Raw genomic sequence first — 22862 nt, forward strand, 5'->3', positions numbered from 1 at the left:
TACGGAATACTTTTACTTCTGTCATCGACAGCCTCCAGAAAGTCCGCCTGTATATATATATATATATATATATACTTTTTAAAGTATCCAATACCTGGCTCTTGGTTAAACTAGCTTTTTTATTAGATACTCAGCGTCATTTCCAACCCCTTGGAGTAAGGCTGAACCTCTGCGATATTGCCAGGGTAGCCCTAAAAAGCAGAGTCCCTGAATCGATGTAATGCCTCTGTTATGAATCGGCAGTCCCTTTTCATTAAAAATGGAAGGAATATTAATCCAACTATAATCCGACTTGAAACCCTGCTTGACCAGCACCAATAACTAATACGTCATAAAGCATGTTCTTTCTCCCCTTAAAAATAGACAAAATGCTTCCCAAAAATGTCAGGAAGCCATGTCTTATTTGTCTTTTTCACTAAGAAGTGGTAAGCCATTTAATGTCACATTAAATTTTCATTCAAACGTTCATTTGAATATAGTATATACAAATGGCATTTCACTGGAAAATCAATTATTTTTATCTCCGACGAATTAACCGGCCTTCACTTCGATAGACGAACGATTTGCTTGTTTCTTCCAGAACATAGTAATAACGATTCCTAATGTTAGGATGACCGTCGCCAAGTAGTATGGGTAGTTAATATCCAAATCAAATAATATTCCCCCTAGAATGGGTCCACTAATATTGGCTAAACTGGTAAACATCGAGTTCATTCCTCCCACAAACCCTTGTTCATTCCCAGCTATATTTGATAGATACGATGTAATGGCTGGCCGGAATAAATCGAACCCTACAAAAACAATAAAGGTAACAAGTAAAATAGAGAAATAGGAATGAACAACGGTCATTAAAAAGACCAATACAGCTGATAATAGTAAGCTGTAGCGAATCAGTTTTATTTCTCCCCACATTCTTGTAAGCCGGTCAAATAATATCACTTGTGAAACTGCACCGAAAACAGCACCACCTGTGATTACAATGGCGATATCCGATGGTTTGAATTGAAATTTGTGATCCACAAATAAACTAAAAAAAGATTCAAACGCTGCTAAACCAAAGGAGGCAATAAAAATTAAAATAAATGCAAGGAAGTATTTTGGTTCAATCATTCGCTTAATGCCATTCTTAGTTCCTGAAACCTGTTCCATATTTTCCTGAGAACGATTTGGCTCAGATAATAAAATAATGGAAAGAACAGCAGCGACGGCACCAAGAGCACCTGCGAACAAGAATGGTACACGTGTTCCAAATTCAGCTAAGAACCCGCCAATTCCTGGACCTATGATAAATCCTGTACTTATGGCAGCTGACATATACCCGAGTGCTTTTGGACGAGTATCCAAATTTGTGATATCTGCAATATAAGCAGTAACTGCAGGCATAATGAAGGCTGCACTAATTCCACCTAAAATACGAGAGATAAATAACATTTCAATTTCTTTGCCAATTCCAAATAAAAATTCTGAAAGGCCGAAAATAAACAAGCCAATGACGATCATAATTTTCCTGCCAAATTGATCTGCGGCTTTCCCTGCAAATGGAGATACAATCAATTGAGCAATGGCGAAAGCAGCTGTTAAATAACCCACTGTTGTCCCTGTTATGCCTAATTCATTCATCAGCGTTGGTAAAACTGGAATCACAAGTCCAATTCCCAAAAAGGCTATGAATAAATTCATTAATAATAATCCTAAAGTAACTTTTTGATTCTTCATCTTCTACATTCTCCTTAACAAAACGAACCTCTTGTTTATCATTTGTTTTTACAATTTCCATCGTAGTGTATATAGTAACTATATAGTCAAGGGTGGTGCTGTAAAAATGGATAAAAAAAATGGGAAATATTTAACGACGGGTGAATTCGCGAAACTTTGCAAAGTAAACAAACAGACTCTCTTTTATTATGATCAAATTGGACTTTTGTCTCCGATATTGAAAAATGAAAAAGGGTACCGTTATTATTCAATTCACCAAATAGAGTTATTCTTTGTGATCGATTTATTAAAAGATCTTGATATGTCGCTTAACGATATTCAACTCTATATGCAAAATAAATCTCCAGAACGTTATTTGTCGTTAATGTATCAAAAGAAGGAAGAGATTGTGAAAAAGCGTCAGGAACTCGAAATGAAGGAAAAGTTTATCGATGCACAAATAGGATTAATAGAAAAAGCGTCACACCTTGATTTTCATCAAGTTACGCTTGAACCGTTGCCAGAAGCAACACTCTATTTAAGTAGGAACATTGAAAATATAACGGAAGAAGAATTTGTAGAGTTGGTTTCAGATTTTCTAAAAGAATTGAACGAATCACATCTTGATACGGGATATCCCATAGGCGTTATCACCAAAAGGGAGCAAGTATTAAAAGGTGAATACACGAATTACAGCTATTTGTATATGGAACAACCAAATCCAAAGGAAGGACATCCGTATTTTAGAAGTGTTAAGGGGAATTTTATCATCGGCTATCATATTGGAGATGTGAATACCATCCATCACACGTATAAGCGGCTTTTATTAGAAATGGAACGGTTACATGTGGAGGTAGGAGAATATGTTTTTGAGGAGTATATCTATGATTCCGTTGTAAAGAATCAGAAGGAACATTATGTTACCAAAATTATGATTCAAGTGGACCCTCATCCTCGGATGAACTGTGATATCAGGTTTAGAATGAAATAAAGAAACGGAATCGTCATCATACATAATACTGTCGTTACTAAAACTCCAATGGAGGCAAAAAAAGAATCTGCTCCATATTTTTGTCCATAGAGAGAAATGGTCGGGGCAGATGGCATACCCGAAACCAAACCTGCAATCACAACTAAAGGAAACGGGATAGACAGCGCCAAAAATGGATTCAGCAGCAGCGGAATCATGAGTAGTTTAGCAGTGGCCATTCTCCATAATGACGGCATTTTTAACAAAGAAAAAAATGACTCCCCTTTTATGTTTGCCATTAAACTCCCAATGATGACATAGAAAGAGGAATAGTCATCTTTCCTACCATTTCAAGTCCATTCGATACGATAGCAGGCCACCCAATCGGGAGGAAAAATAGTAGTATGCCAATGCATCTTCCCCTCCTCGCTTAATGTATGAACAACATTACACTTTTGTTCATACATATGCGAAGGTAGAAATGTCTGCAGACTGTTTGACTATCGAGATATCGAAAAATACTCATCATCGTTTCATTTGCTAATCCCTGCTTGTTTGTCGGCAGATACTTTTTCATTATATTTGTATGATTTTGGAGATACTCCATAAACCCGTTTAAATGTTTTTAAAAAATAACTTTTACTTTCAAATCCTAACTCATAAGCGATTTGTTCCACTGACTTAATCGACTGATCTAGTAATTCTAGGGCTTTTTCCATTTTAACTCTCGTCACATATTCAACAAAACCTTCTCCCGTTTCTTTCTTATACATCCTGCTGAAATAACTAGAATTTAGATGTAAATGGGCAGCTACCTCTGTCAACGAAATCTTTTCGCCAAGATGGGTTTGTACATAATTTTGTGCTTTTAATACATCTTCATTTCTAGTACTTCTTTCTAATAACTTGGTGACTTTTACGTGCTGATTGTGGTGATACCGTTCTTGGTCCAACTTATTTTTTAATCTTTCAAGTAATGCGATGATATTACTTTCTTCCATTGATTCTTTTAATATATAATCATAGGCTTCTAACTTGATAGCTTGTTGTGCAAAGGTAAACTCATCATGGCAAGAAAGTATGACATTATAAGAGTTGATGTTCGATTTTTTCAACTGCTCGATTAATTCAATTCCATTTAGTTTTGGCATGCCAATATCGGTTATCAAAACATCATAAGGGTTCTCTTGCATAAATGCTAAAGCTTCCTTACTATCTTGAAAGCTTGCGACTACTTGGAAGCCATAATCATGCCATGGAATATGTTTTTTTAAAAATTCAATCACGATTACATCATCATCTACCAATACAACTTCATACATCCTGCTCACCTCTTATCCACCGGAATTTGAAACGTTAAAGTCGTGCCTTCTCCTTCAATACTGTCTATCCTCACTTGGAATGCTTCTCCATAAATCAATTTCATTCGTTGGTAAACATTTTGTACCCCTATTCCGTTAAACGATTTACTACTTTTTACATTATCATGATTATTTGGGTGGAAAATTTTCTTTCGCAATCCTGCCAGTGTAAGCTTATCCATTCCTTTACCATTGTCGGTAATGATTAATTCCAGATACGTGTTCTTTTTTTCCTTTGCAATAATCTTAATGGTTTCTTTCCGATTATTACTCCCATGTATGATTGCGTTTTCAATAATGTTGTTATATCATTTTTCGTTAAATACTTTAGCTCCATTTGAGTCAGAAACTATTGTGAACCAGTAAATTCCTTCTCTAATTTTATTAATTTTAATCTGTATTCTGTTACCTTAAGGAAATAATCACGGAAGTCGTGTGCAATAAAACCCATATTAAATAATTGAATCGTAGTTTTCTTAACGGCATGTTGTAGTAATGCCATTGTATGCACACAAGTCTCTCTCATTTCTGGTAGAAGACAATTTTCTTTAATAATACTCAATTGATAAATACAATTACTTAAAGTGTCGATTTGTCTCTCTAATAAATTAACACGTTCGGAAATACCTGTTTGCACTTCGTTTTCTACTACTGACAAAATATCATAAAGAGTCTGTGTGGCGATTTTTAATGAGCTATTCAATTGGTCAAAGGTTTTAAAAAAATTATTAATTTTCATTTGTTTTTCTTTCCGTAATATCTGAAATATAAATAAAAATGAAACCGTTACAATAGCCAACAGTATTATATATACCAAATAAATGACCCCTTCAAAAAGAATTTATTTAATCAATTCACCACGCCACTTCCCCTGTTACTATACATATCATCTATTTTACCAATTAATCAATCTTTTCATTACCATTTAAATCACCAATATATCATTTGTCATACTAGGTTTTGAATTAATTTATCAAAATGAAGCTCATCTGCTATTATTCAATAAGGGAAATTCGGTAATAATGAACAGTGAATGAAATATTTGAGGTGGGAAGAGATGGTCCATCACTGGATTGCTAAATTTTTAAGAATGCACGTTGTGTTAAGAATATTGTTGTTAGCTTCATTAATTATGATCCTCTTTGGATACATCATTCATCTGATAGAACCGAACAATTTCCCAACGGTTTTTGAAGGTATTTGGTGGGCAGTTGTTACAGCTGCTACTATTGGATATGGGGACTATGCTCCAGAAACATTTGCAGGAAGAATAACAGGAATTATCCTCATGTTAGTAGGGATTGCAATCGTATCGTCCTATTTTGTTAGCTTAGCTGCTACAGCTGTAACCATGCAGGCAGCCTTTATCGAAGGCAAACTCAACTTTAAGGGGAATCAACATATGATCATAATAGGATGGAATGAACGGTCTAAAGAAATGATTGCCTCAATTTATAAAAAAGATCCATTAAGAAAAGTAGTCCTTATTGATGAAACACTGGATGAAATGCCTGTAGAGTACAAAAATATTCATTTTATAAAAGGACGTGCCAATCAAGATGACATTTTAAAAAAGGCAAACATTCATGGTGCTCAATGTGTTGTGATAACAGCCGACCAACATAAGAGCGAGTCGTTTGCAGATATGAATACGATTACTATGTTATTAGCGGTAAAGGGAATGAATCCAAAAATACGTTGCATTGCAGAAATCCTTACTTCTGCTCAAGTGGAAAATGCCAGGAGAGCAGGAGCAGATGAGATAATCCAATCCAATATTCTTGCAAGCTCACTCATCCTTAACAGTTTATCATCTCCGTCAACAATGGCCTCTATGATCGATTTAATAAGTCATTCAGATAACCAAGTACTCTTAACATCAGAACCTTTTAAAATTGAGATGGTGGGGAAATCCTTTAACGATGCATATATTCATTTCTTTAATAAGAATATCATGTTGGTTGGAATAAAAAGAGGGGAGAAATCACTTATTAACCCCTCACATGATTTTGTTATTAAAAAAGATGACCTTGCAATATTAATTACCGAATAGTAATGTGTTACTTCCTGGCGAATAATCCCTTCTCTTTAAAATAAAATTAAAGCATACTTTTTTTTGTACCCATAAAATGTACAAAAAGTATGCTTTCATTTTTACTTTTTTAAATGGAAAGGTACTGTTGTTATTATCACGTTACTCCGATGAAGCAAGAAAGTACGAATCAATAAGCTAGATTGATTATGGAGAATATTGTGCCAGCCTTTCTTAGGAATAAATTGTGGGATCACAACGGTAACCTTATAATTATTTTCACTTGCTTTATGTTCCACTGTATCGACAAATTTAGTTAAAGGCGTAATAATGCTTCTGTAATGAGAATGCAATGTCACCAGTCTTACATCAGGCTGCCACTTATTCCATTTTTCTTCAAACTTATGCTCGTCGTCCCTTTCGAATGCGACATAAACGGCAATAATTTGATCTGGTTTAAGCGATTTGGCATAGTTAATTGAATTTTCTACCACATGAGTAATTCCAGCCACTGGCACAATGATCACATTTCCATCAATCGGTACAGCAGGCTCACAAGTGGTAATCCTCAACTGATCACCAAGGGTATCATAATGTTTTTTAATTCGGTGGAAAACAAAAATAATTATAGGCAGAAAAACTAAGATTGACCAGACCTGATTAAATTTAGTTAAAAAGAACATTATTGTGACGATAAGGCTAATTAATGCACCAGTTGTATTAATAATAAATTTTGGGACCCATCCCTCTGGTTTTTCACGAAGCCATTTAACCATCATACCTGTTTGAGACAATGTGAATGGAATAAACACTCCAACTGCGTAAAGTGGAATAAGATGTTCAGTTTCTGCGTGAAAGGCAAGGATTAAAAGGATTGAAGCTGCCCCAAGGATAATAATGCCATTTGAATATCCTAATCGGTCCCCTCTAATAAGAAACATCCTTGGAATAAATTTATCTTTCGCAAGATTAACCGCCAATAATGGGAATGCAGAATATCCAGTGTTGGCAGCAAGGATTAATATTAAAGCAGTAGTTCCTTGGACAAAGTAATACATAAAATTCCGTCCAAAGATTTCCTCTGCAATTTGCGAAACAACGGTCACCTCTCCTCTTGGAGCAGTTCCGTAAAAGTAGGCTAAAGTTACAATTCCTGAAAACAAGATAGCAAGCAAGATTCCCATCAAGATTAAGGTTTTTGCAGCATTGTTAGGTGCAGGATCTTTGAAGTTAGGGATTGCATTAGATATAGCTTCAACTCCTGTTAAGGCAGAACTCCCCGAAGCAAATGCCCTTAAAAGAATAAACAAACTGATCCCTGCTACTTGTGTCCCGATAGGGGTGTGTAATTCAGGTGCAACTCCTCCTGTTACAATGTTAAAAAGACCGACACCAATTAATATGAACAATGCTAAAACAAATAAGTACACTGGGTAGGCTAATATAGAAGCAGACTCCGTTACTCCTCTTAAATTCAACAATGTGAGAAGAATAACAAATACAATGGCAATTTCAACATTATAGTCATGTAATTTAGGAAAAGCAGATGTGATAGCATCCGTACCTGCAGATACACTTACAGCAACAGTTAAAATATAATCTACCAAAAGAGAGCCACCAGCAATTAAACCTGGATTTACCCCTAAATTATTTTTCGAAACAACATAGGCACCTCCTCCATGAGGATAAGCAAATATGATTTGCCGATAGGACAGTATGAGAGCTGTTAAAAGAATTAACACACCCACTGCAATAGGAATGGAGTACCAAAATGCTGCTGTTCCTATTGTTACCAACACGATTAATATTTGTTCAGGACCATACGCTACTGATGATAGTGCATCGGAAGAAAGTATAGCCAGTGCTTTGGTTTTATTGATTTTTTGTTCCCCTAATTCATGTGATTTCAAGGGTCTTCCAATTAATAATCTTTTTATTGATGAAAACATCAAAATTCACCGCCAGGTTTTGAAATGAATAAGTTATGTAATATGTTGCCCAATAAACAATTTTTTTCAAAGTTGAAATAAAAAAAGTGTCTACAAGTCATAGTTAATAGACCTGTAGACACATCATTTTACTTGCATCACAAGCTCCACCTTCCTTCTCATTAACGCTTACGAGGTTAGCTGTCGGATTCGGACCTTTGAGTAGCCCTACCTAAAAAGGATTCACCCCTAGGATTGAGAAATTATCCAGGATAATGTTTCCCCCGTACCATATGGTTTCAGCGATTTAAGAACTTTGAAACTGTGATTATATTACTCCTGTATTTACCAAAAGTAAATAAATTTTTTTGAAAAAGATTAAAAAAACATGAATACAGAAAACGTAATTTTAAACGATTTGCCCAGTTCGAAGGAGGAATTAATATGTTAAAAGAAAATAAACCTTTATTATCTGATGAATTTTTAGATGAATTAGCTAATGAAATTAACCAGCTATATGGAAAACATATAAATGAACAAAATACAGAAGCAATAAATAACGATTAAGACTTCATGGACCGCATTGTTCTTGCGGTCTTTTTATATGCAGGCGAAAATTAAAAAGACACCCATTCGGTGGATGTCTTGATTACCTTTCATTTCACCTAATATTTGCAAACTCATTAATATTATCTCGATGTCCTAGTACAACTAATTTATCCCCTTCTTGAAGAATCTGATCAGGAGATGGGGAAATGATTATATTTTCATTATTAACAATCGCAATAGCAGTCAAATTATATTTTGCTCGCAAATCTAGATCTCGTAAATTTTTTCTTGTTATTCCTGAAGGAATCATTATTTCTTCAATATTATATTCTCTTGAAAGTTCTATATAATTCAACACGTTAGGTGAGAGGAGCTGGTGTGCAACCCGTTCTCCCATATCCCTTTCTGGATGTATTACCCAATCTGCTCCAACTTTTGTTAATACTTGTCCGTGACGTTTGTTAAGAGCTTTTGCAATTACTTTTTGTACCCCAATTTCTTTTAAGAGGAGAACCGTTAGGATACTAGCTTGCATGTCATCACCAATTGCTACGATTACATAATCAAAATTTCGAATTCCAACTGATTTAAGTGATTCCTCTTCAGTAGAATCAAGTACAACAGCGTGTGTAAGCGATAATTTGCTATCTTCTATACGTTCTTCATCTAAATCAATCCCCATGACTTCTTGCCCTGCTTCGAATAACTTTGATGCAATACTTGTTCCAAATCTACCTAGTCCAATAACAGCATAACTGAGCTTTGCCATAGTTTATTAGTCACCCCAAAAGAATCTTAATTATTGATTAAACCCTAGCCAATTAATATTTTTTCTTCTGCATATCTAACCTTTGCTTCTTTTCGAGTATTTAAAAGAGCGAAAGCCATTGTTAAAGGTCCAAGCCTACCAATAAACATCATAATCGTAATCAAAAATCTCCCTATAGGCGAAAGTTCTGGCGAAAAATTTGCAGACAAACCTACTGTGCCAAAGGCGGAAATCGTTTCAAATAATATTTTGCTCATATCAGCTTTCTCGGTAAAAGTTAATAAAAAGAAAATGAGGAAAATAAAAGTCATTGCCGTCACAACAATTGATAATGATTTATTTACCAATCCCCACGAGATTCTACGTTTAAAAATATTCACATCATCCCGGTTCGTTACTACTGTCCAAAAAGCTAAAATAATAATGGCAAAGGTCGTTACTTTAATTCCACCACCGGTAGATCCTGATGATGCACCAATAAACATTAGAGCCATCATGAAGACAAGGGAAGATAAGTTCAAAGCACCAATATCAATGGTATTAAAACCGGCAGTCCTTGTTACAACTCCTTGAAAGTAGGATGCCCATAGCTTATCCCCCAACTCCAACTTTCCAATAGTCGAAGGATTATCGTATTCTGAGACCAAAATGATTAAAGGTCCTATAATGTTAAGTATTAGTGTCATAAGCAATACGACTTTAGAATGAAGGGATAATTTGCGTAAGGATTTTTTATGAAAAAGATCGAGAATTACTGTAAAACCTATACCCCCAGTGATGAAAAGAAGGGTAACCATTATATTAACTGTCGGATCACCTACCCATTTGCTTAGGTTGTCAGGTTCAAGTCCGAACCCAGCATTATTAAAGGCTGAAATAGAGTGGAATATACCATAGTAAATTGCTTTCTCCAAGGGCATTTCAAATGACCAACGAATGGCTAGAGTAGTAGCACCAATTAGTTCTACAATAAAAGTAATGAGGATAATCCTCTTTACAAGGGTCACTACTCCAGCAAGTGAAAATACATTTAATGAATCTTGCAATAATAAACGTTCCTTCAGACCAATCTTTTTACCTAAGATAATAAACATGAATATACCTGTGGTCATAAAACCCCAACCACCGATCTGAATCAAACAAAGAAGAACAATTTCACCAAATAAGGTAAAGGTTGTTCCAGTATCCACAACTGCCAAACCTGTAACACAGACAGCAGAAGTTGCTTCAAATAAAGCATCAATGAAGCTAAGTCCACGTCCTTTTTCATATGTAGATATTGGTAGCATGAAAAGAAGGGTCCCCAACAGTATTAGACTACCAAAACCTATTACAAGTATTTGGGCAGGATGCAAACTAATTAAATTCCCTTTTCGTTTAAACAATTCCACATTATTGACTCCCTTTAAATATTCAAATAAATCATGCTTTTTAAAAAATATTTATCCTAAAAAAATTTTGAAATTCTTTTTTATGTTATACCCAATTGTCTTCGGTTTATGAACTCCATTTAGAGAACTTTACTGGTAAGCTAAATAGAAAACGGTTACCCTTCTCTTTAAAAGAATTTTTTTATTAATGGAATATATATTAGCTTTTTAATGAACAAACTAACATTTGAGAATCTAGAGGAGGTGAGATAAAAGTGGAAGCCAACGTTATGAGTATTGTTCAACGTGAATTATACATGATTACTATGGTCTTTCTTTTTGGATTAGCGGCCATGAAACTTTCTGAAAAAACAAAAATTCCAGATGTCGCCCTTTTTATGATAGTAGGGATTTTGCTCGGACCATCCGTATTCAAATTGATAACAGTTCCCAATGATTCAGTGTCCTATCAATTTATCATTGTAATAGGCTCGATTTTAATCCTTTTTGAAGGAGGAAGAGCCATTCTCTTCTCTGTTCTGAAAAAGGTCTGGATTACAATTACTCTTTTATCTATACTAGGAGTCCTTGTTACAGCCGTTATTGTAGCGGTTACTGCTTATTATTTATTAGATATACCTATCATGTATGCACTTTTGCTAGCTTCCGTAATTGCGTCTACAGATCCCGCAACTTTAATGCCTGTATTTAAACAAATCACAATTCAAGAAAAAGTAAGGCGTACGGTGGAGAGTGAATCAGCATTTAACGATGCAACTGCTTCTATTTTGACATTTACCGTTCTAGGGGTCATTTTGGGACAAACAGAACTCTCTGTATCATCCAGTATTTGGAGTTTCTTTCGGGAAGCTGGAGGAGGAGTTTTAGTCGGAACGTTAATTGGCTGGATAGGAAATATATTATCTTCAGATCACCGATGGGGTCTATTAAGAAAATACGGTACGGTTGTTAGTCTTGTTGTAGCAATTAGTTCTTATTTGGCAGCAGGCTATATACATGCAAGTGGGTTTATGGCTACCTTTACTGCGGGTTTAATATCGGGGAATCCTGAACTATTTCGACTTAAAGTTTCCGAAGAAACAAATGAAACTGTATTTGAATTCTCTGAAACGATAACTTTACTTTTGAGAAGCCTTATCTTTATGCTGCTTGGTACCCAGGTTGATTTTAATATTTTATATGACTTTTGGATACAAGGGATATTGATAGTCCTAGTCTTTATGTTTATTGCTAGACCTCTTACTGTCATTCTTTGTACTTTGCCTGATAGAAGGGCAAAATGGAAATGGAATGAGATTGTTTTTATGTTTTGGGTACGTGAAACAGGCGTAATCCCAGCCGCACTTTCTGGTATGATTGTGGCTTCAGGGGTCGATTATGGTAATGAAATAGCTTCAGTTACATTTATCGCCATACTAGTGACGATCTTGATTCAAGCAAGTACAACAGGTTTTGTAGCAAGGAAATTAGGAATTACATTAAAACCTGTTTAAATTATATATAATTCCATTCTCCAAATATCTTTAGTTAAAAAAGGAATTAGCTCATCTGACTTGTTGAACATATGTTACATTTATAATTTATAAGCACCATTCCTTTAAAAGCCACTGCATTAGAGTAGTGGTTTTTTGTATTTAAAAATTTAATGCAATGTGTGTTTCTTGACCTAAACCTCCCCCGTTACTTGAAGTACATTTCTTCACTTACTTAATTTACAGTAACGCCCTAGCTGCTCTGAGATAAGTATTAATTGTTGTGTCCTTTAGTTCCTTTCGTTTCATTGACAGAATATACTGATCCACCACTTGTTTATTAATAGCAGTAATATCAGCAACACTAACATCATCAAGGAATCTAAAAAAACGAACCAGATTTTGCTCATAGAACCGGATTGTCATTCCAGATAAATTTTTAATTCGGTTTGCCAACTGAAAATCCTCATACATTTCCCTTATAGTTTTTTCTTCAGCTTGTGCCACTATTCTTTTCACTTTTCTTGCTTTAGTCATTTTACTCTTCTCCCTTTAAGAAAATTTGGTCTTAAAGGTACTTAATAACCGTAAATTGTGTCCACACGATTAGCATATCGCTTTAGTCCACTAAAACGAAAAAAGGCCAATGCTCGAATTACTTCAAAGCATTGACCTATAAGGCTTTTAACCTTTATTTGATACCGGTGGTCGGGGTCGAACCGACACTCCAGAGGAACACGATTTTGAGTCGTCTTCGTCTGACAAATTGCCACACCGGCTGACATATCAACATTTTGATTGTTTTGGTTAATAATTCCGCATAAGATATAGCTCAATTATGCCTTAACCCGCCTGTTTAGTCAACACTTTTGTTCTTAATTACGAACCGCGCAAGTGGACCTTTCTGTGGTCTCCAGTTCTTGTTAATCATTGTAGAAATCCCACTAAGTAGTTTTTCAGGTTGATCAGCAATTTCTCTTGCAAAATCTATGATGTAATTATAGGTTCCATAATACTGACCATTTTTCCATACTTCAATTGATTGATTCTTACTTCTTCTTGGTCTTGTAGAGGAATAACCTCTTTTCGTAATTTCATCTCTAACTCCAGCATACTTAAAATTAAACTTACTTTGCCCTAAGCTTCTATATCTTTTTATTAATTTGTCTTCATAATCCTTAGCTGAGTCCCTATCATCAAATTCAGCTACAATTTTGTATTCAATAAACCCTTGTTCCATTAGCTGCTGATGTTCGATATTTCTCCTTGTGCTCGATCTTCTCATTCTGTACCAAACTCCAGAGCCAACATAGCAAACACTCCCATCAAGAAGATGTTCATAGACTATAAACTTATCAACTCTTCTAAGTTCATTGGGATGAAGTTCATATTTCTTGACTAATTGAATTATTTTTTGAAATGTTACGCCATAAATTTTTGCAATATCCTGGTTAGTCATCTTATCTTCTAAATGTTCCATTAATTGTTTTTTTGTTGGTAGCATTTCTATCACCTCTTTTACTTTATATCTTGTAGAAATCATTTGTAAAAAAAATGTGTTAAAATAATTTGAGGTAAATTACAACAAAAGGGAAAAGTGAATGGGAAGATGGAGAATAGATTTTTCACAGACAAAGATTTTTCTAACATAAGAAGAACTTTTTATAATTTCTACAAAGACGAAGTAACAGGAGGCTTAAGAGGCTTTAACGGATTAAATGAGGAGTTAACTCTGAAAGAAGTTCAAGAAATTATAGGAGGCTTAACAACTACCTATTTAAATATAAGTGAAAAAGAATATGAAGAAAGAACATTTGCTCAAATAAAATACGATGTTGAAGATTCGTTTAAACAATTTATTGAAGGTCCTCTAATAAAAAAGCTCTTTAGAAAAGATTTAAAAAGACATTATACAATTAAATGTGTAAATTGCCTTAAAGAAATATCCACAAAAACAGATAAAGGATATTGGATAGCTCAAAATTGGCATAATCAGATACACGGAGAAAAATTTTGCTCAGAATGGTGTGTCAATAAATATATTGATGAGATCAAACAAAATACAATTAAAGAGCAAAAAGCACGATATGGCTTATAAAGAAAATTTAATCACCTTGAATTTCAAATCAAGGTGATTTTAATTTATTTTACTCTCTTAAAAGGATTTTTATATTTGTACTGTAAAAAAGAAGAACCCTTTTAGGGTCCCTATGAATTTATTAAAAAAATTTTTAACAATTGATATTATTCAGTAATATCCAAATAATTCATTCATACTTCAATTGCCTTCTTACCTCTTTCGGTAATATACAACTTTTCTTCCTTCTGTTCTAATCTACCAGAAATTATATTGATATTAATAAATTCTTCAAAATTGGTAAAAGACAAAGTTTCAGAATATTTATCATTTAATTTTTTTCCTAATTCATATAATGAAATACCATCTGTTTCACGACTTATTTCTCCTAAAACTTTAGTTGCTTTGCTCTTAAGAATTGTCATTTTTTAACCAACTCCTCTATATAAATATTCTGCATAAAATCACATAATTCATTTTCTATCAAACTACCGATTTCTTTAGTTTTTATGTTTTCTCCAATCAAGAAAATATGAAACAATTGATCAGAATCATTCATCAATTTTAAGCTATCTAAATAAGGTGAAAGCCTATGAATTGGAATAACATTTTTTTCAGTGCCTACAACAATTTTAAGTTCAGAGTTTCCTTCATTATCAAATGAGATTGATTTTGGAGGTGTCGATTTCATAAGTAAAATTGTATCGTGTTTATTTTTAATTTTTTCTTTAAACACTTCAATTACCCCATCTGCAAACAATAGTCCAAAACATTCCTTAATAAATTCTTTTTGATCAATAGTCGTATGTGTTTCTTTTTCTATTCTAATTTTTAATGTGTCAAAAAAGTTTAGGTATTTGTCATACCTTTTAAAAAGAGTTACTATGTTATCTGTCCTTCTAAAGATAAATGTATTAATTAGAAGAAGCAATGACTTTATCTCATTGTCGATTATATTATTATCTAATCTTGAATAATAAATCTCTTTTATTAAACTATTAAACCAACCTTCATCACAATAGAAATAATTATCTTCATTAGTAGCTACTCTTACCGTACCATTAATTTTACTCCAAAGGAAGTGGAAATTATTTTTCTCAAGTATCCCTTTTATCCATTCTGCTCCTGAATTGGTCCTAAAATAAATTGCTACTAATTTTTTTGTAATTTCACCTATAATCTTGTCCATTCTGACTTTACTATGATGATAGACTAAATACTTATAATTTAAATAGCGTTGGTGATAAAAGGTTTCAATTGTAGAAAGCGCTTGAACCTTCGGTAATATTCTAAAAGTTTCTACATTTTCAACTGTTTCAGATGTTTCAGATTTTTCAATTGTTTCAGTTACTATTGTAAAATTATTTAAGAGCCTTTCCATGTCTATTTGACCAAGTTCTAATCCTGATGACTTCGGGTCTCTTAAGGAATAATCTAACCGATCAGCATCCAACTCACCTGACACCACTTCATAAAGAGTTTGGAGAACAGGTATTTGTTCTTGTTTAGTTAATATTTGTTTAGCAATTGTTCTACAAAGACGTTGAAAATTATTTAAATTTCCTGAAGGTATTATTTCATCTAATATTTTAATCCCAATCATTTCGTGTAGTGCTTTGTCTACAGTTTCAACTTTCAGAAACTTCTTCATGCTTAAGTAATTTTCTAAAAATTCTTTTTCTTTTTGATTTAATTCCCTTTGAGATTCCTGTAACTCCGAAATGTAATCTCCCAAAGCGTACTCAATTGTATGACTATATGGGAAATGCCCAACATCATGCAATAAACACGCTAAACGTAAACTTTGAAAGAGTATGGACTTTGTTAGCTTAAAAGCAGTATTGGAATCTTCTTTTGTTAATTCATTTTTAACGAACTTTACATCTTCATCTAAATTCAAACCATATTTTATAAACGTTTGATTTTTCTTTTCAATAAAATCATCTGTAACTGCAATTATATTGACCCCTACAATTGTGGCTTGGGTTTTTATATATTGATAAGCTTTTATTAAAAAATTTCTAACATCCTTATCTTGAAGGTCTTCGGTTGCATTTAAAAATATGTCACCTCCAATTTTCATTACACCTAAAGAATGAAGAAATCTATCATGTCTGTTTGATGGATAGGTATAGTATGCAGATCCATTTTGTGAGATATATCTTAATCTTTGAAATAATGGGTGTTGAACAACACTTTCCTCTACATCCGTCATATAAATATAATTATGTATTGGATCTCGTACGTTTGTTTTGTTTGACACGGTTTTAATTATTCCCCCAATCATTTACATATCTATAAATTTATTCTACAAATACTAATATTTTCCTCTAAAAATATTTAATTCCCCCAAAATTAATATTTTATTTCATATAGGTAATATAAAAATCTTTAATTATTTATAACATTTCGTTTAGGTAAATATAATTATAGTTTGGCTATCACCTTAGAAATGTTTTCATCCAATATAAATTCATTGTTACTATCTAAAAATTCTAATTGATTACCATCAATATTTGATTCAGCCATTAAATATCCACCATATTCTAACCAATAGACCTTATTATTCCTAATAATTGGAAATACCCTCCAATTCTTTTTGAAAATTAACTCTACTTTTCTAGTTGTTTTAACCTCTATACTTATCAGATCACTCTTAGGTTTATGTTTATCATTCAAATTTGAGAAAGTTTCCTTAGTCCATTTGCTTATTAGTTTTGCATCAAATATATCTTCCTTAAAATCTACATTTTTATAATAATCTTGTGAAAGAATACTTGCATCCTCTCGAGTAATTGAAATTTTGCTAGATAGAAGGTAAGCTACTACTGGATCATAAGTTCCCCAAGTAATTAATTCTTTAATCCAAAAAACAATCCATGGGAGTCCAGTATTTGGCCAGTCATCTAGAGAAATAAACCTTAATACGTCATTCTCCTCAACTTTCTCCATTTGCAGTGATATAACGGTACCCAAACCCCAATTAAACTTATAATTAAAATTATCATATACAAATTTTATCCATGTAGGTATGTCTTTACTTTTGGGTTTTATAGTACTCTGATTATGAGAAAGCCACCAGTATAAAACATCTTCCCAATCCGCGGCAGCTTTTCCTTTCCCCACCTTATTTTTCATTTCAAATTTTTTTAAATAAGAAATTTCTTTTACACAAGAAATAATATATTTAATTTTCTCTTCTTTAGTCCAGTTTTTATAGTCTACTCCTGTTTTTAATTGATTTACTATATCCTCATGCAATTGAAATAGTTGTGATGCAAATCTAGGTTGTAATCCGGTCTTATATATTTTACGTCTTTCAGATTTTTGGGGATAAATATTATCAACGATAGCTGTACCTCTATTAATATAGATTTCCTCTAATTCTTCTTTTTTCGTTGTAAAATAAGCATATGTCTTTTTCCAAGTATCTTTTAGTAACTTTTCTAGTTCAACTTTTGAAATACCCTGGTTCCTTATATTTTCATATTCTGAAATTGCAGAAATAAGGATAGTATCTAATGTATCTAGCGCTTTTTCCGCCTCATATTTCGAGTCTTTCTCAAAAATATCTTCATTTTCACTTGGGATACACGTTTCTAGCCATTTTGAAAATTCCTCAGAAGAAGTTGAATCAGTAATAGTTTGCCATTGTTCTTTTATATATGTAAGTAATTTTGCTACTGAACTTGAAATACTTTCCTGCTCATCAATTAAATCTTCTTTATTATTAGCCAAAAATCCTGTCAATATTTCATTATAATCATTACGTGCATTTTTTGAACTATATTTAATAGACGGAGATAATCCTTCTAAAAAAATTAAACTCTTTCCCTCAGTACCGTTACCTGGTCTCCCAGCTCTTCCTACTAAATTACTAAATTCACTTACTGATATTGGATTTCCTCTTCTGCTAAGAACCGGAATTATTACTATATCAAATGGTAAATTTACTCCCTCTGAAAGTGTCGATGAGGCCAATACAACATGAACAATTCTTTTTGTAATAACTTCTATTAAAAGTCTAGAAAGAAGACCTGGCATTTTCCCATAATGTACAACGATTCCTTTGTTTAACAGTTTATACTCAACTGATTGTTCACCATAATAATCTTTGCACGATTCTAAACATTTATCCCAAAGTTCTTTTTCTGCATCTTGTGTTGGTTTTCTAAAAAAAGTTGGTATAGCATCTTCCCCGTATATGTTATCTATTACGTCAAGAAAATCGGTCGCATACCCATTAACATGTTGCATAATAGAAATAAGGATGGTATTTTGTTTCTCATATTGTTTTTCTTTAGCTAGTTGCATAGCAGACCAGAAAAGAAAAGGTCTAGAGGATTTGCCAAAGCCTTTATCCTTTCCTGTATACTTTTTGGGTAAATCCTTAATTCCTAATGGACTAGAAGGAAATGGCTTAGGGATAAAAGGACTATTCTCCCCTTCCTCTTGTTCACTAAACCTAATTATTGCTCCATTTAGTAAATCATAACGTATACTAAAGTCTCCTTTGTTAGTAAACTCTAATCTTCCAACTAATTGTCTTGTACTTCTATATGGAGTCTGTTCAGCCTCCGATTGATTATTTGTAATCCAGTTTGACAAATTTTTAGCGTTATTTCCAATAACAGCAGATAGTCCTATTACTGCTCTTTTATTATTATGTAAAAAATTTATTAATCGGTTACTTAATGATTCTAATCTTAATGACCGATTGTCTCCTGAAACTAAAGATTCAATGTTGTTGTCATATTGAACTGAATGGGCTTCATCTATAATTACTAGTGACAAACGATGTAAAAATAGTGGCCCTAGAAATCTTAGTAGCGCTTCACCTTTTTCATATGTACATATTAGAACAGTCTTTTCATCTTGATTTATCCATGCGTCAGTTGGACCCCAATCATTCCCACCGTATAAACCCGTAACCTTGATATTAGTATCACTTATACCCTCTAACACTTTACTTATTTTCCATTCTGCCTCAGTTGCTAAAGCCCTAGAGGGTACTAAATATAGAATTATAGGTTCACTTGGTGCCAGTATTTCCATTATAGTTAAGTGATCAACTACAGAATCAGCTTGAATATTACTATTTACATTTGAATAGATATTTTTTATTATTGCCAACTCAGCAATAGTTGTTTTTCCCGACCCGGTAGGAGTACATAATACAAATGACTTTTCTTTTTTAAGTTTTTTTATTCCTCTAAGTTGAGATGGCCATAATAATACCTTATTCTCTAGAAAACGATTCTTAATATAAGATTCTATAGCAACATTCAACTCTTCATTGTCTTTGTCTCTTAAATCTTCCAATACATACCTAAGAGAATTATTTATAAAACTTCTAGTAATCTCTGCATATAATTTTGAAAGAATCCAATTTAATGATTGGCTGTCATGAAGAAGTAATTTTGATACATCATAAAACTTACTAGCTGCCAATTGTACTCTTTCCTTGGTATCTCCTTGTAGGTAGTTAATTACAATTCCTATAATGCTAACAATTTCACGTACAATATATTCATTGAAATCCTCTTCGTAAAATTCCTTATCAGTATTCCCACTTTTAAAATCGTTCGTATCCCAATAATCTTTTATTTTCGGTAATAAATTTATAAAGTCATTTTTTACAAACAATCTTAAAATTTCAGATTCATATGTGGTGAAGTTTCTTTCACCTAATAAACCATACGCAAGTGCAGGGTACCCTGCAATCTGATAAGAAGCTGCAGCAATTAGGTGTAATGGATATTCGAAAATATTAATTTTAGGATGAGAAAGCCATTCAAGGATTTCTCCTGCTTTACGAAAAAATTCGTCCCACCCCGTCTTTTTACTTTCTTTTAATTCAAATCCAAGGTAAATGAACCTTATAGATTCATTTAGGAGACTGTGAAAATTACTTTCACTCCAACTTTTCAATCCCTCTTGTTGTAAATTGATTTTTGTATAGTGGCTATATAATTTGGCTATAGTAGGCGGAAACTTCCTTGAGGAGAATTCTTGTTTATACAATTCAACTAATTCCTCTATACCCATCCTGTTTCCGTTTTTATCCAACGTTAGTCATTTCCTTCCAGTAGAGATTTTCTACAAGTTCATTAACATTAGAAAGATGAACTTCAACACACTCTAAGTTACGGTCACCTTTGTATGTTTTATGAGGTTTATTACAATCTATCCAAGTTTCACTATTTACCGGAGCTCTACCACAAACATAACTAACTAGATCAAAACGCTCAGTTTGATAATTATTTATATAGAGGGTTGAAATTGCCTTTGCCCACTTTTTTGCATATTCAGTGTCATAGTCATTAAGTATTTCTAAAATCCTTAATAGTTCTACAGGAACTGGATTTAAATCACTTATTTGACTATGTGCTTTATTTATTAATGAACTATCATGATCATTAGTACATTTGGCTTCGCAAAATAAGGTTTTTACTATTTCATTTTTTTCGTTGTCTAAAACAAAGGCTACACAATCATCGCCTGGCCTTCCGATAGTTGCATTCTTTTTCATTCCTGTTCTTTTGAAAGTTTCTAATTGATCGAATGCTGTTTCATGGTGACGAAAACAAAAAACCGGTACTTTCCAATCATTAATACTAAATGGTGAAAAATTTTCTGCTATTATCCCAGCAAAAATCTCACCGAAATATCCTTTTAATGTTGTTAAATTTAGTTCACTTGGGTAACCATAAGCTGGGTCACTTTTCCCTAGTCTATCAAAATCAATTTCCACACTGGGGTCTAAAGACTTAACTAAAACCGATCTTTTATGCCTTTTATAATCATCATGAGCATTATCAATTATTTCTTGCAATATTGGTAAGAATTCATCTCTTAAATCTACAACTTCTGTTAATTTTAAATGATTATATTTTAAACTTTCATTTTCATTTCTACTAGATAATAACCAAGAATCTAATTTATCAACTTTTAAGTTAATATCCATTGGCAATCCTCCAAAATGTTTACAGCTTTGGTTACATTTTACTACAATTTCCGATATATTCCTTGTAATTATAGAAAAAATTAGTAATAAAAAATTCAAAAGATTTTTCACGTAGATTTAGAGTTTTGGACCTTGTTTTATTCTTAACCATATGGACATTTTTGTAGTAAATTTTCAGGTTGTATTTTTCTAATTAATTTCTTCAATAATTTTTGATTTAACATTTATGCACTGTACAAACTCGGTTCATCAACCTCACTCAATTCGACTATTTTTCTTTAGATATACCATTTTTTTAAGACGTAAAATATTGATTTATAGGAAATAAAAAAGAAAGCCAGAAGACATTCCGATGTTGATTCATCTGAATTTGTCTAAGACTTTCTAACTAATTATTAGTTCTCTGATATAAATACTTACTTGGAAATCAAAAGTGCAGTATATGTCAAAAGATTTGCCGAACCGAGACTAGAACTTTGACCGACTGAGTAATGAACTTCAACATTCGGATTCTTTTTCAATGCCTCTTCAAGTTCTTTCAAAAACTTCTTCTCATCTTTATTTTTGATGATTTGAATCATTTCCCCACTACCTCTCAAATTTATTAATAAATCACAGCTCTGAATTCTGTACCTAACTTTTTCACTCTTAATCTAGTATTTATTTTGACATACTTTAATGCTAGTAGAATTCCACTTTATTGTAAGCGTTTTCGGATGTTTGTTCAAGATTATATTTATTACAAGACGTGCAAAAAAAAATACAAGCCTGACCATTTTTTGATCAGACTTGTTATGTTTCTATTCCTAGCTTATATTTCAGCTTTCTGATAAAGAAACTGTTATTATCGATCGTTTTTGTGAACTACTTGTTTGTATGATTACGGTCATTGAAATGTACCACCTCCGACATAGTTTTTACCACCGAATGACAGACTGTTTACCACTGCAATCCATCTGGTGATAAAAGATATAAAACCTAGTTTTGATAATCAAAATGTTATAAAAAATTGATTGACTTTCAATTAGATCAGTCTTCTGCAAACGGTCCAGATTAACTCTTGTATTACGTAGTAGACGTATAATGCGCAACAATTAATTTCTTTTATGAACGAATGTCCTTTAATGGAGGTTTTATTTTATCGGTGGTAGGCTTTCAACAATCGGTCCAGATTGTGGAGAAAGAGTTCGTGAATTGGATTGGTATCACATTTAAGTTTTTTGAGATTAATTGGAGTGAACCAAACATAAATAAATGAGGTTTTTAAAAGCTAGAGCAATTCTCGAAGGTGAAATAAACGATTTGATAGCCAGAATAGGACCACTATAAGCTCGAATAAGACAATTGTAAACTACCAAGGCTCAATACAGAGGTAATTGAAGAATTACAATTAGGAGTGGGAGAGTCATCATTAGATTGTTCTCTCGCTCCTTTATGGGTTTTGTTGGCTTTAAATTATGAATAAAAGTAATTCGAGTAAATTTAATTATATTTAATGAATCTATAATGTTATTATATAAGTGGGTAATTTTCCCTATACCATTACGTATAAATTAGATTCAACTATTTAAATCAGAAATCTGTATTGAATACTGTATGTTTTGATTCTAAGTAGTGCAATATGAATTAGGTATTTAAAATGGAGGTAGAA

20 protein-coding genes, 1 tRNA gene, 1 pseudogene and 1 riboswitch are annotated in these 22862 nt (G+C 32.9%); of the genes and pseudogenes, 5 read left to right on the forward strand and 17 right to left on the reverse strand.

Translation table 11 applies throughout. The features are described 5' to 3' along the window. Nucleotides 1–105: 105 nt before the first annotated feature. Nucleotides 106–315: pseudogene (locus ACIQAA_RS27040) on the reverse strand (oxidoreductase); the annotation flags it as partial. 216 nt (nt 316–531) lie between these two features. Continuing rightward, a complete protein-coding gene (norA, locus tag ACIQAA_RS27045) occupies nt 532–1716 on the reverse strand; it encodes a multidrug efflux MFS transporter NorA (RefSeq protein ID WP_402625944.1) in 1185 nt (394 codons plus the stop codon). 106 nt (nt 1717–1822) lie between these two features. On the opposite strand from norA, the gene ACIQAA_RS27050 reads away from it, so the two are divergent. After that, complete coding sequence (locus ACIQAA_RS27050) at nt 1823–2686, forward strand: MerR family transcriptional regulator (RefSeq protein WP_402625946.1); 864 nt, start codon at nt 1823–1825, stop codon at nt 2684–2686. Here ACIQAA_RS27050 and ACIQAA_RS27055 read toward each other — a convergent pair. The 4 genes from ACIQAA_RS27055 to ACIQAA_RS27070 form a co-directional block, all read right to left on the reverse strand. Further along, on the reverse strand, nt 2644–2964 hold the full coding sequence (locus ACIQAA_RS27055; protein WP_402625947.1) for an AEC family transporter: 321 nt from the start codon (nt 2962–2964) through the stop codon (nt 2644–2646). The genes ACIQAA_RS27050 and ACIQAA_RS27055 overlap by 43 nt on opposite strands. 234 nt (nt 2965–3198) lie before the next feature. Then, nucleotides 3199–3987: a response regulator transcription factor gene (locus tag ACIQAA_RS27060; RefSeq protein ID WP_402625948.1), complete on the reverse strand. Its 789-nt coding sequence runs from the start codon at nt 3985–3987 to the stop codon at nt 3199–3201. Between the two features lie 5 nt (nt 3988–3992). Beyond that, the gene (locus ACIQAA_RS27065; protein WP_402626043.1) at nt 3993–4325 is read right to left on the reverse strand and encodes a sensor histidine kinase; all 333 of its coding nucleotides are present in this window, start codon (nt 4323–4325) and stop codon (nt 3993–3995) included. Between the two features lie 50 nt (nt 4326–4375). Further along, a complete protein-coding gene (locus ACIQAA_RS27070) occupies nt 4376–4843 on the reverse strand; it encodes a hypothetical protein (RefSeq protein ID WP_402625950.1) in 468 nt (155 codons plus the stop codon). A gap of 240 nt (nt 4844–5083) precedes the next feature. On the opposite strand from ACIQAA_RS27070, the gene ACIQAA_RS27075 reads away from it, so the two are divergent. Beyond that, on the forward strand, nt 5084–6079 hold the full coding sequence (locus ACIQAA_RS27075) for a potassium channel family protein (protein WP_402625952.1): 996 nt from the start codon (nt 5084–5086) through the stop codon (nt 6077–6079). Nucleotides 6080–6180: 101 nt separating this feature from the next. Here ACIQAA_RS27075 and ACIQAA_RS27080 read toward each other — a convergent pair whose 3' ends face one another. Continuing rightward, on the reverse strand, nt 6181–8007 hold the full coding sequence (locus ACIQAA_RS27080; RefSeq protein ID WP_402625954.1) for an APC family permease: 1827 nt from the start codon (nt 8005–8007) through the stop codon (nt 6181–6183). A 150-nt stretch (nt 8008–8157) separates the two neighbouring features. Continuing rightward, nucleotides 8158–8301: riboswitch (cyclic di-AMP (ydaO/yuaA leader) on the reverse strand. 129 nt (nt 8302–8430) lie between these two features. Between ACIQAA_RS27080 and ACIQAA_RS27085 the strand changes: the two genes are divergently transcribed. After that, the gene (locus ACIQAA_RS27085) at nt 8431–8553 is read left to right on the forward strand and encodes a bacitracin ABC transporter ATP-binding protein (protein ID WP_402625956.1); all 123 of its coding nucleotides are present in this window, start codon (nt 8431–8433) and stop codon (nt 8551–8553) included. 94 nt (nt 8554–8647) lie between these two features. On the opposite strand, the gene ACIQAA_RS27090 is transcribed toward ACIQAA_RS27085, so the two are convergent. Together ACIQAA_RS27090 and ACIQAA_RS27095 are read right to left on the reverse strand one after the other, a co-directional pair. Then, nucleotides 8648–9304, reverse strand: coding sequence for a potassium channel family protein (locus ACIQAA_RS27090; protein WP_402625958.1), 657 nt, complete (start codon nt 9302–9304; stop codon nt 8648–8650). A 44-nt stretch (nt 9305–9348) separates the two neighbouring features. After that, nucleotides 9349–10695, reverse strand: a complete 1347-nt coding sequence (locus ACIQAA_RS27095; RefSeq protein ID WP_402625960.1) for a TrkH family potassium uptake protein — start codon at nt 10693–10695, stop codon at nt 9349–9351. Nucleotides 10696–10949: 254 nt separating this feature from the next. Between ACIQAA_RS27095 and ACIQAA_RS27100 the strand changes: the two genes are divergently transcribed. Then, nucleotides 10950–12188: a cation:proton antiporter gene (locus ACIQAA_RS27100; protein WP_402625962.1), complete on the forward strand. Its 1239-nt coding sequence runs from the start codon at nt 10950–10952 to the stop codon at nt 12186–12188. 219 nt (nt 12189–12407) lie between these two features. Here the strand turns inward: ACIQAA_RS27100 and ACIQAA_RS27105 are convergent, their stop codons facing one another. The 3 genes from ACIQAA_RS27105 to ACIQAA_RS27115 all read right to left on the reverse strand — a co-directional run bounded on the left by ACIQAA_RS27105 (nt 12408) and on the right by ACIQAA_RS27115 (nt 13671). Next, on the reverse strand, nt 12408–12704 hold the full coding sequence (locus ACIQAA_RS27105) for a site-specific integrase (RefSeq protein WP_402625964.1): 297 nt from the start codon (nt 12702–12704) through the stop codon (nt 12408–12410). Between the two features lie 162 nt (nt 12705–12866). Next, nucleotides 12867–12946 (reverse strand) — tRNA-Leu (locus ACIQAA_RS27110). 77 nt (nt 12947–13023) lie between these two features. Continuing rightward, nucleotides 13024–13671 (reverse strand): hypothetical protein, encoded by a 648-nt coding sequence (locus tag ACIQAA_RS27115; protein WP_402625966.1) that lies wholly within the window; start codon nt 13669–13671, stop codon nt 13024–13026. A gap of 105 nt (nt 13672–13776) precedes the next feature. On the opposite strand from ACIQAA_RS27115, the gene ACIQAA_RS27120 reads away from it, so the two are divergent. Beyond that, a complete protein-coding gene (locus ACIQAA_RS27120; RefSeq protein WP_402625968.1) occupies nt 13777–14265 on the forward strand; it encodes a hypothetical protein in 489 nt (162 codons plus the stop codon). 173 nt (nt 14266–14438) lie between these two features. Here ACIQAA_RS27120 and ACIQAA_RS27125 read toward each other — a convergent pair whose 3' ends face one another. From ACIQAA_RS27125 to ACIQAA_RS27145, 5 genes are all read right to left on the reverse strand, one after another. Beyond that, entirely contained in the window at nt 14439–14669 is a 231-nt protein-coding gene (locus ACIQAA_RS27125; RefSeq protein ID WP_402625970.1) for a hypothetical protein, read from the reverse strand. Next, nucleotides 14666–16507, reverse strand: a complete 1842-nt coding sequence (locus ACIQAA_RS27130; protein WP_402625972.1) for an HD domain-containing protein — start codon at nt 16505–16507, stop codon at nt 14666–14668. Before ACIQAA_RS27130 ends, ACIQAA_RS27125 begins: the two co-directional genes overlap by 4 nt. A gap of 164 nt (nt 16508–16671) precedes the next feature. Continuing rightward, complete coding sequence (locus ACIQAA_RS27135; RefSeq protein ID WP_402625974.1) at nt 16672–20313, reverse strand: DEAD/DEAH box helicase; 3642 nt, start codon at nt 20311–20313, stop codon at nt 16672–16674. Next, entirely contained in the window at nt 20306–21211 is a 906-nt protein-coding gene (locus ACIQAA_RS27140; RefSeq protein WP_402625976.1) for a hypothetical protein, read from the reverse strand. Before ACIQAA_RS27140 ends, ACIQAA_RS27135 begins: the two co-directional genes overlap by 8 nt. Nucleotides 21212–21627: 416 nt before the next feature. Further along, nucleotides 21628–21792, reverse strand: a complete 165-nt coding sequence (locus tag ACIQAA_RS27145) for a hypothetical protein (RefSeq protein ID WP_402625978.1) — start codon at nt 21790–21792, stop codon at nt 21628–21630. Nucleotides 21793–22862: the final 1070 nt, after the last annotated feature.

This window comes from Neobacillus sp. NPDC093182 (genome assembly GCF_044754045.1).

Bases quoted from the DNA above. Each gene is read 5' to 3' on its own strand.
- norA (WP_402625944.1), bottom strand. From the start codon at position 1,716: ATGAAGAATCAAAAAGTTACTTTAGGATTATTATTAATGAATTTATTC.
- ACIQAA_RS27050 (WP_402625946.1), top strand. From the start codon at position 1,823: ATGGATAAAAAAAATGGGAAATATTTAACGACGGGTGAATTCGCGAAA.
- ACIQAA_RS27055 (WP_402625947.1), bottom strand. From the start codon at position 2,964: ATGGCAAACATAAAAGGGGAGTCATTTTTTTCTTTGTTAAAAATGCCG.
- ACIQAA_RS27060 (WP_402625948.1), bottom strand. From the start codon at position 3,987: ATGTATGAAGTTGTATTGGTAGATGATGATGTAATCGTGATTGAATTT.
- ACIQAA_RS27075 (WP_402625952.1), top strand. From the start codon at position 5,084: ATGGTCCATCACTGGATTGCTAAATTTTTAAGAATGCACGTTGTGTTA.
- ACIQAA_RS27080 (WP_402625954.1), bottom strand. From the start codon at position 8,007: ATGTTTTCATCAATAAAAAGATTATTAATTGGAAGACCCTTGAAATCA.
- ACIQAA_RS27085 (WP_402625956.1), top strand. From the start codon at position 8,431: ATGTTAAAAGAAAATAAACCTTTATTATCTGATGAATTTTTAGATGAA.
- ACIQAA_RS27090 (WP_402625958.1), bottom strand. From the start codon at position 9,304: ATGGCAAAGCTCAGTTATGCTGTTATTGGACTAGGTAGATTTGGAACA.
- ACIQAA_RS27105 (WP_402625964.1), bottom strand. From the start codon at position 12,704: ATGACTAAAGCAAGAAAAGTGAAAAGAATAGTGGCACAAGCTGAAGAA.
- ACIQAA_RS27115 (WP_402625966.1), bottom strand. From the start codon at position 13,671: ATGCTACCAACAAAAAAACAATTAATGGAACATTTAGAAGATAAGATG.
- ACIQAA_RS27120 (WP_402625968.1), top strand. From the start codon at position 13,777: ATGGAGAATAGATTTTTCACAGACAAAGATTTTTCTAACATAAGAAGA.
- ACIQAA_RS27125 (WP_402625970.1), bottom strand. From the start codon at position 14,669: ATGACAATTCTTAAGAGCAAAGCAACTAAAGTTTTAGGAGAAATAAGT.
- ACIQAA_RS27140 (WP_402625976.1), bottom strand. From the start codon at position 21,211: ATGGATATTAACTTAAAAGTTGATAAATTAGATTCTTGGTTATTATCT.
- ACIQAA_RS27145 (WP_402625978.1), bottom strand. From the start codon at position 21,792: ATGATTCAAATCATCAAAAATAAAGATGAGAAGAAGTTTTTGAAAGAA.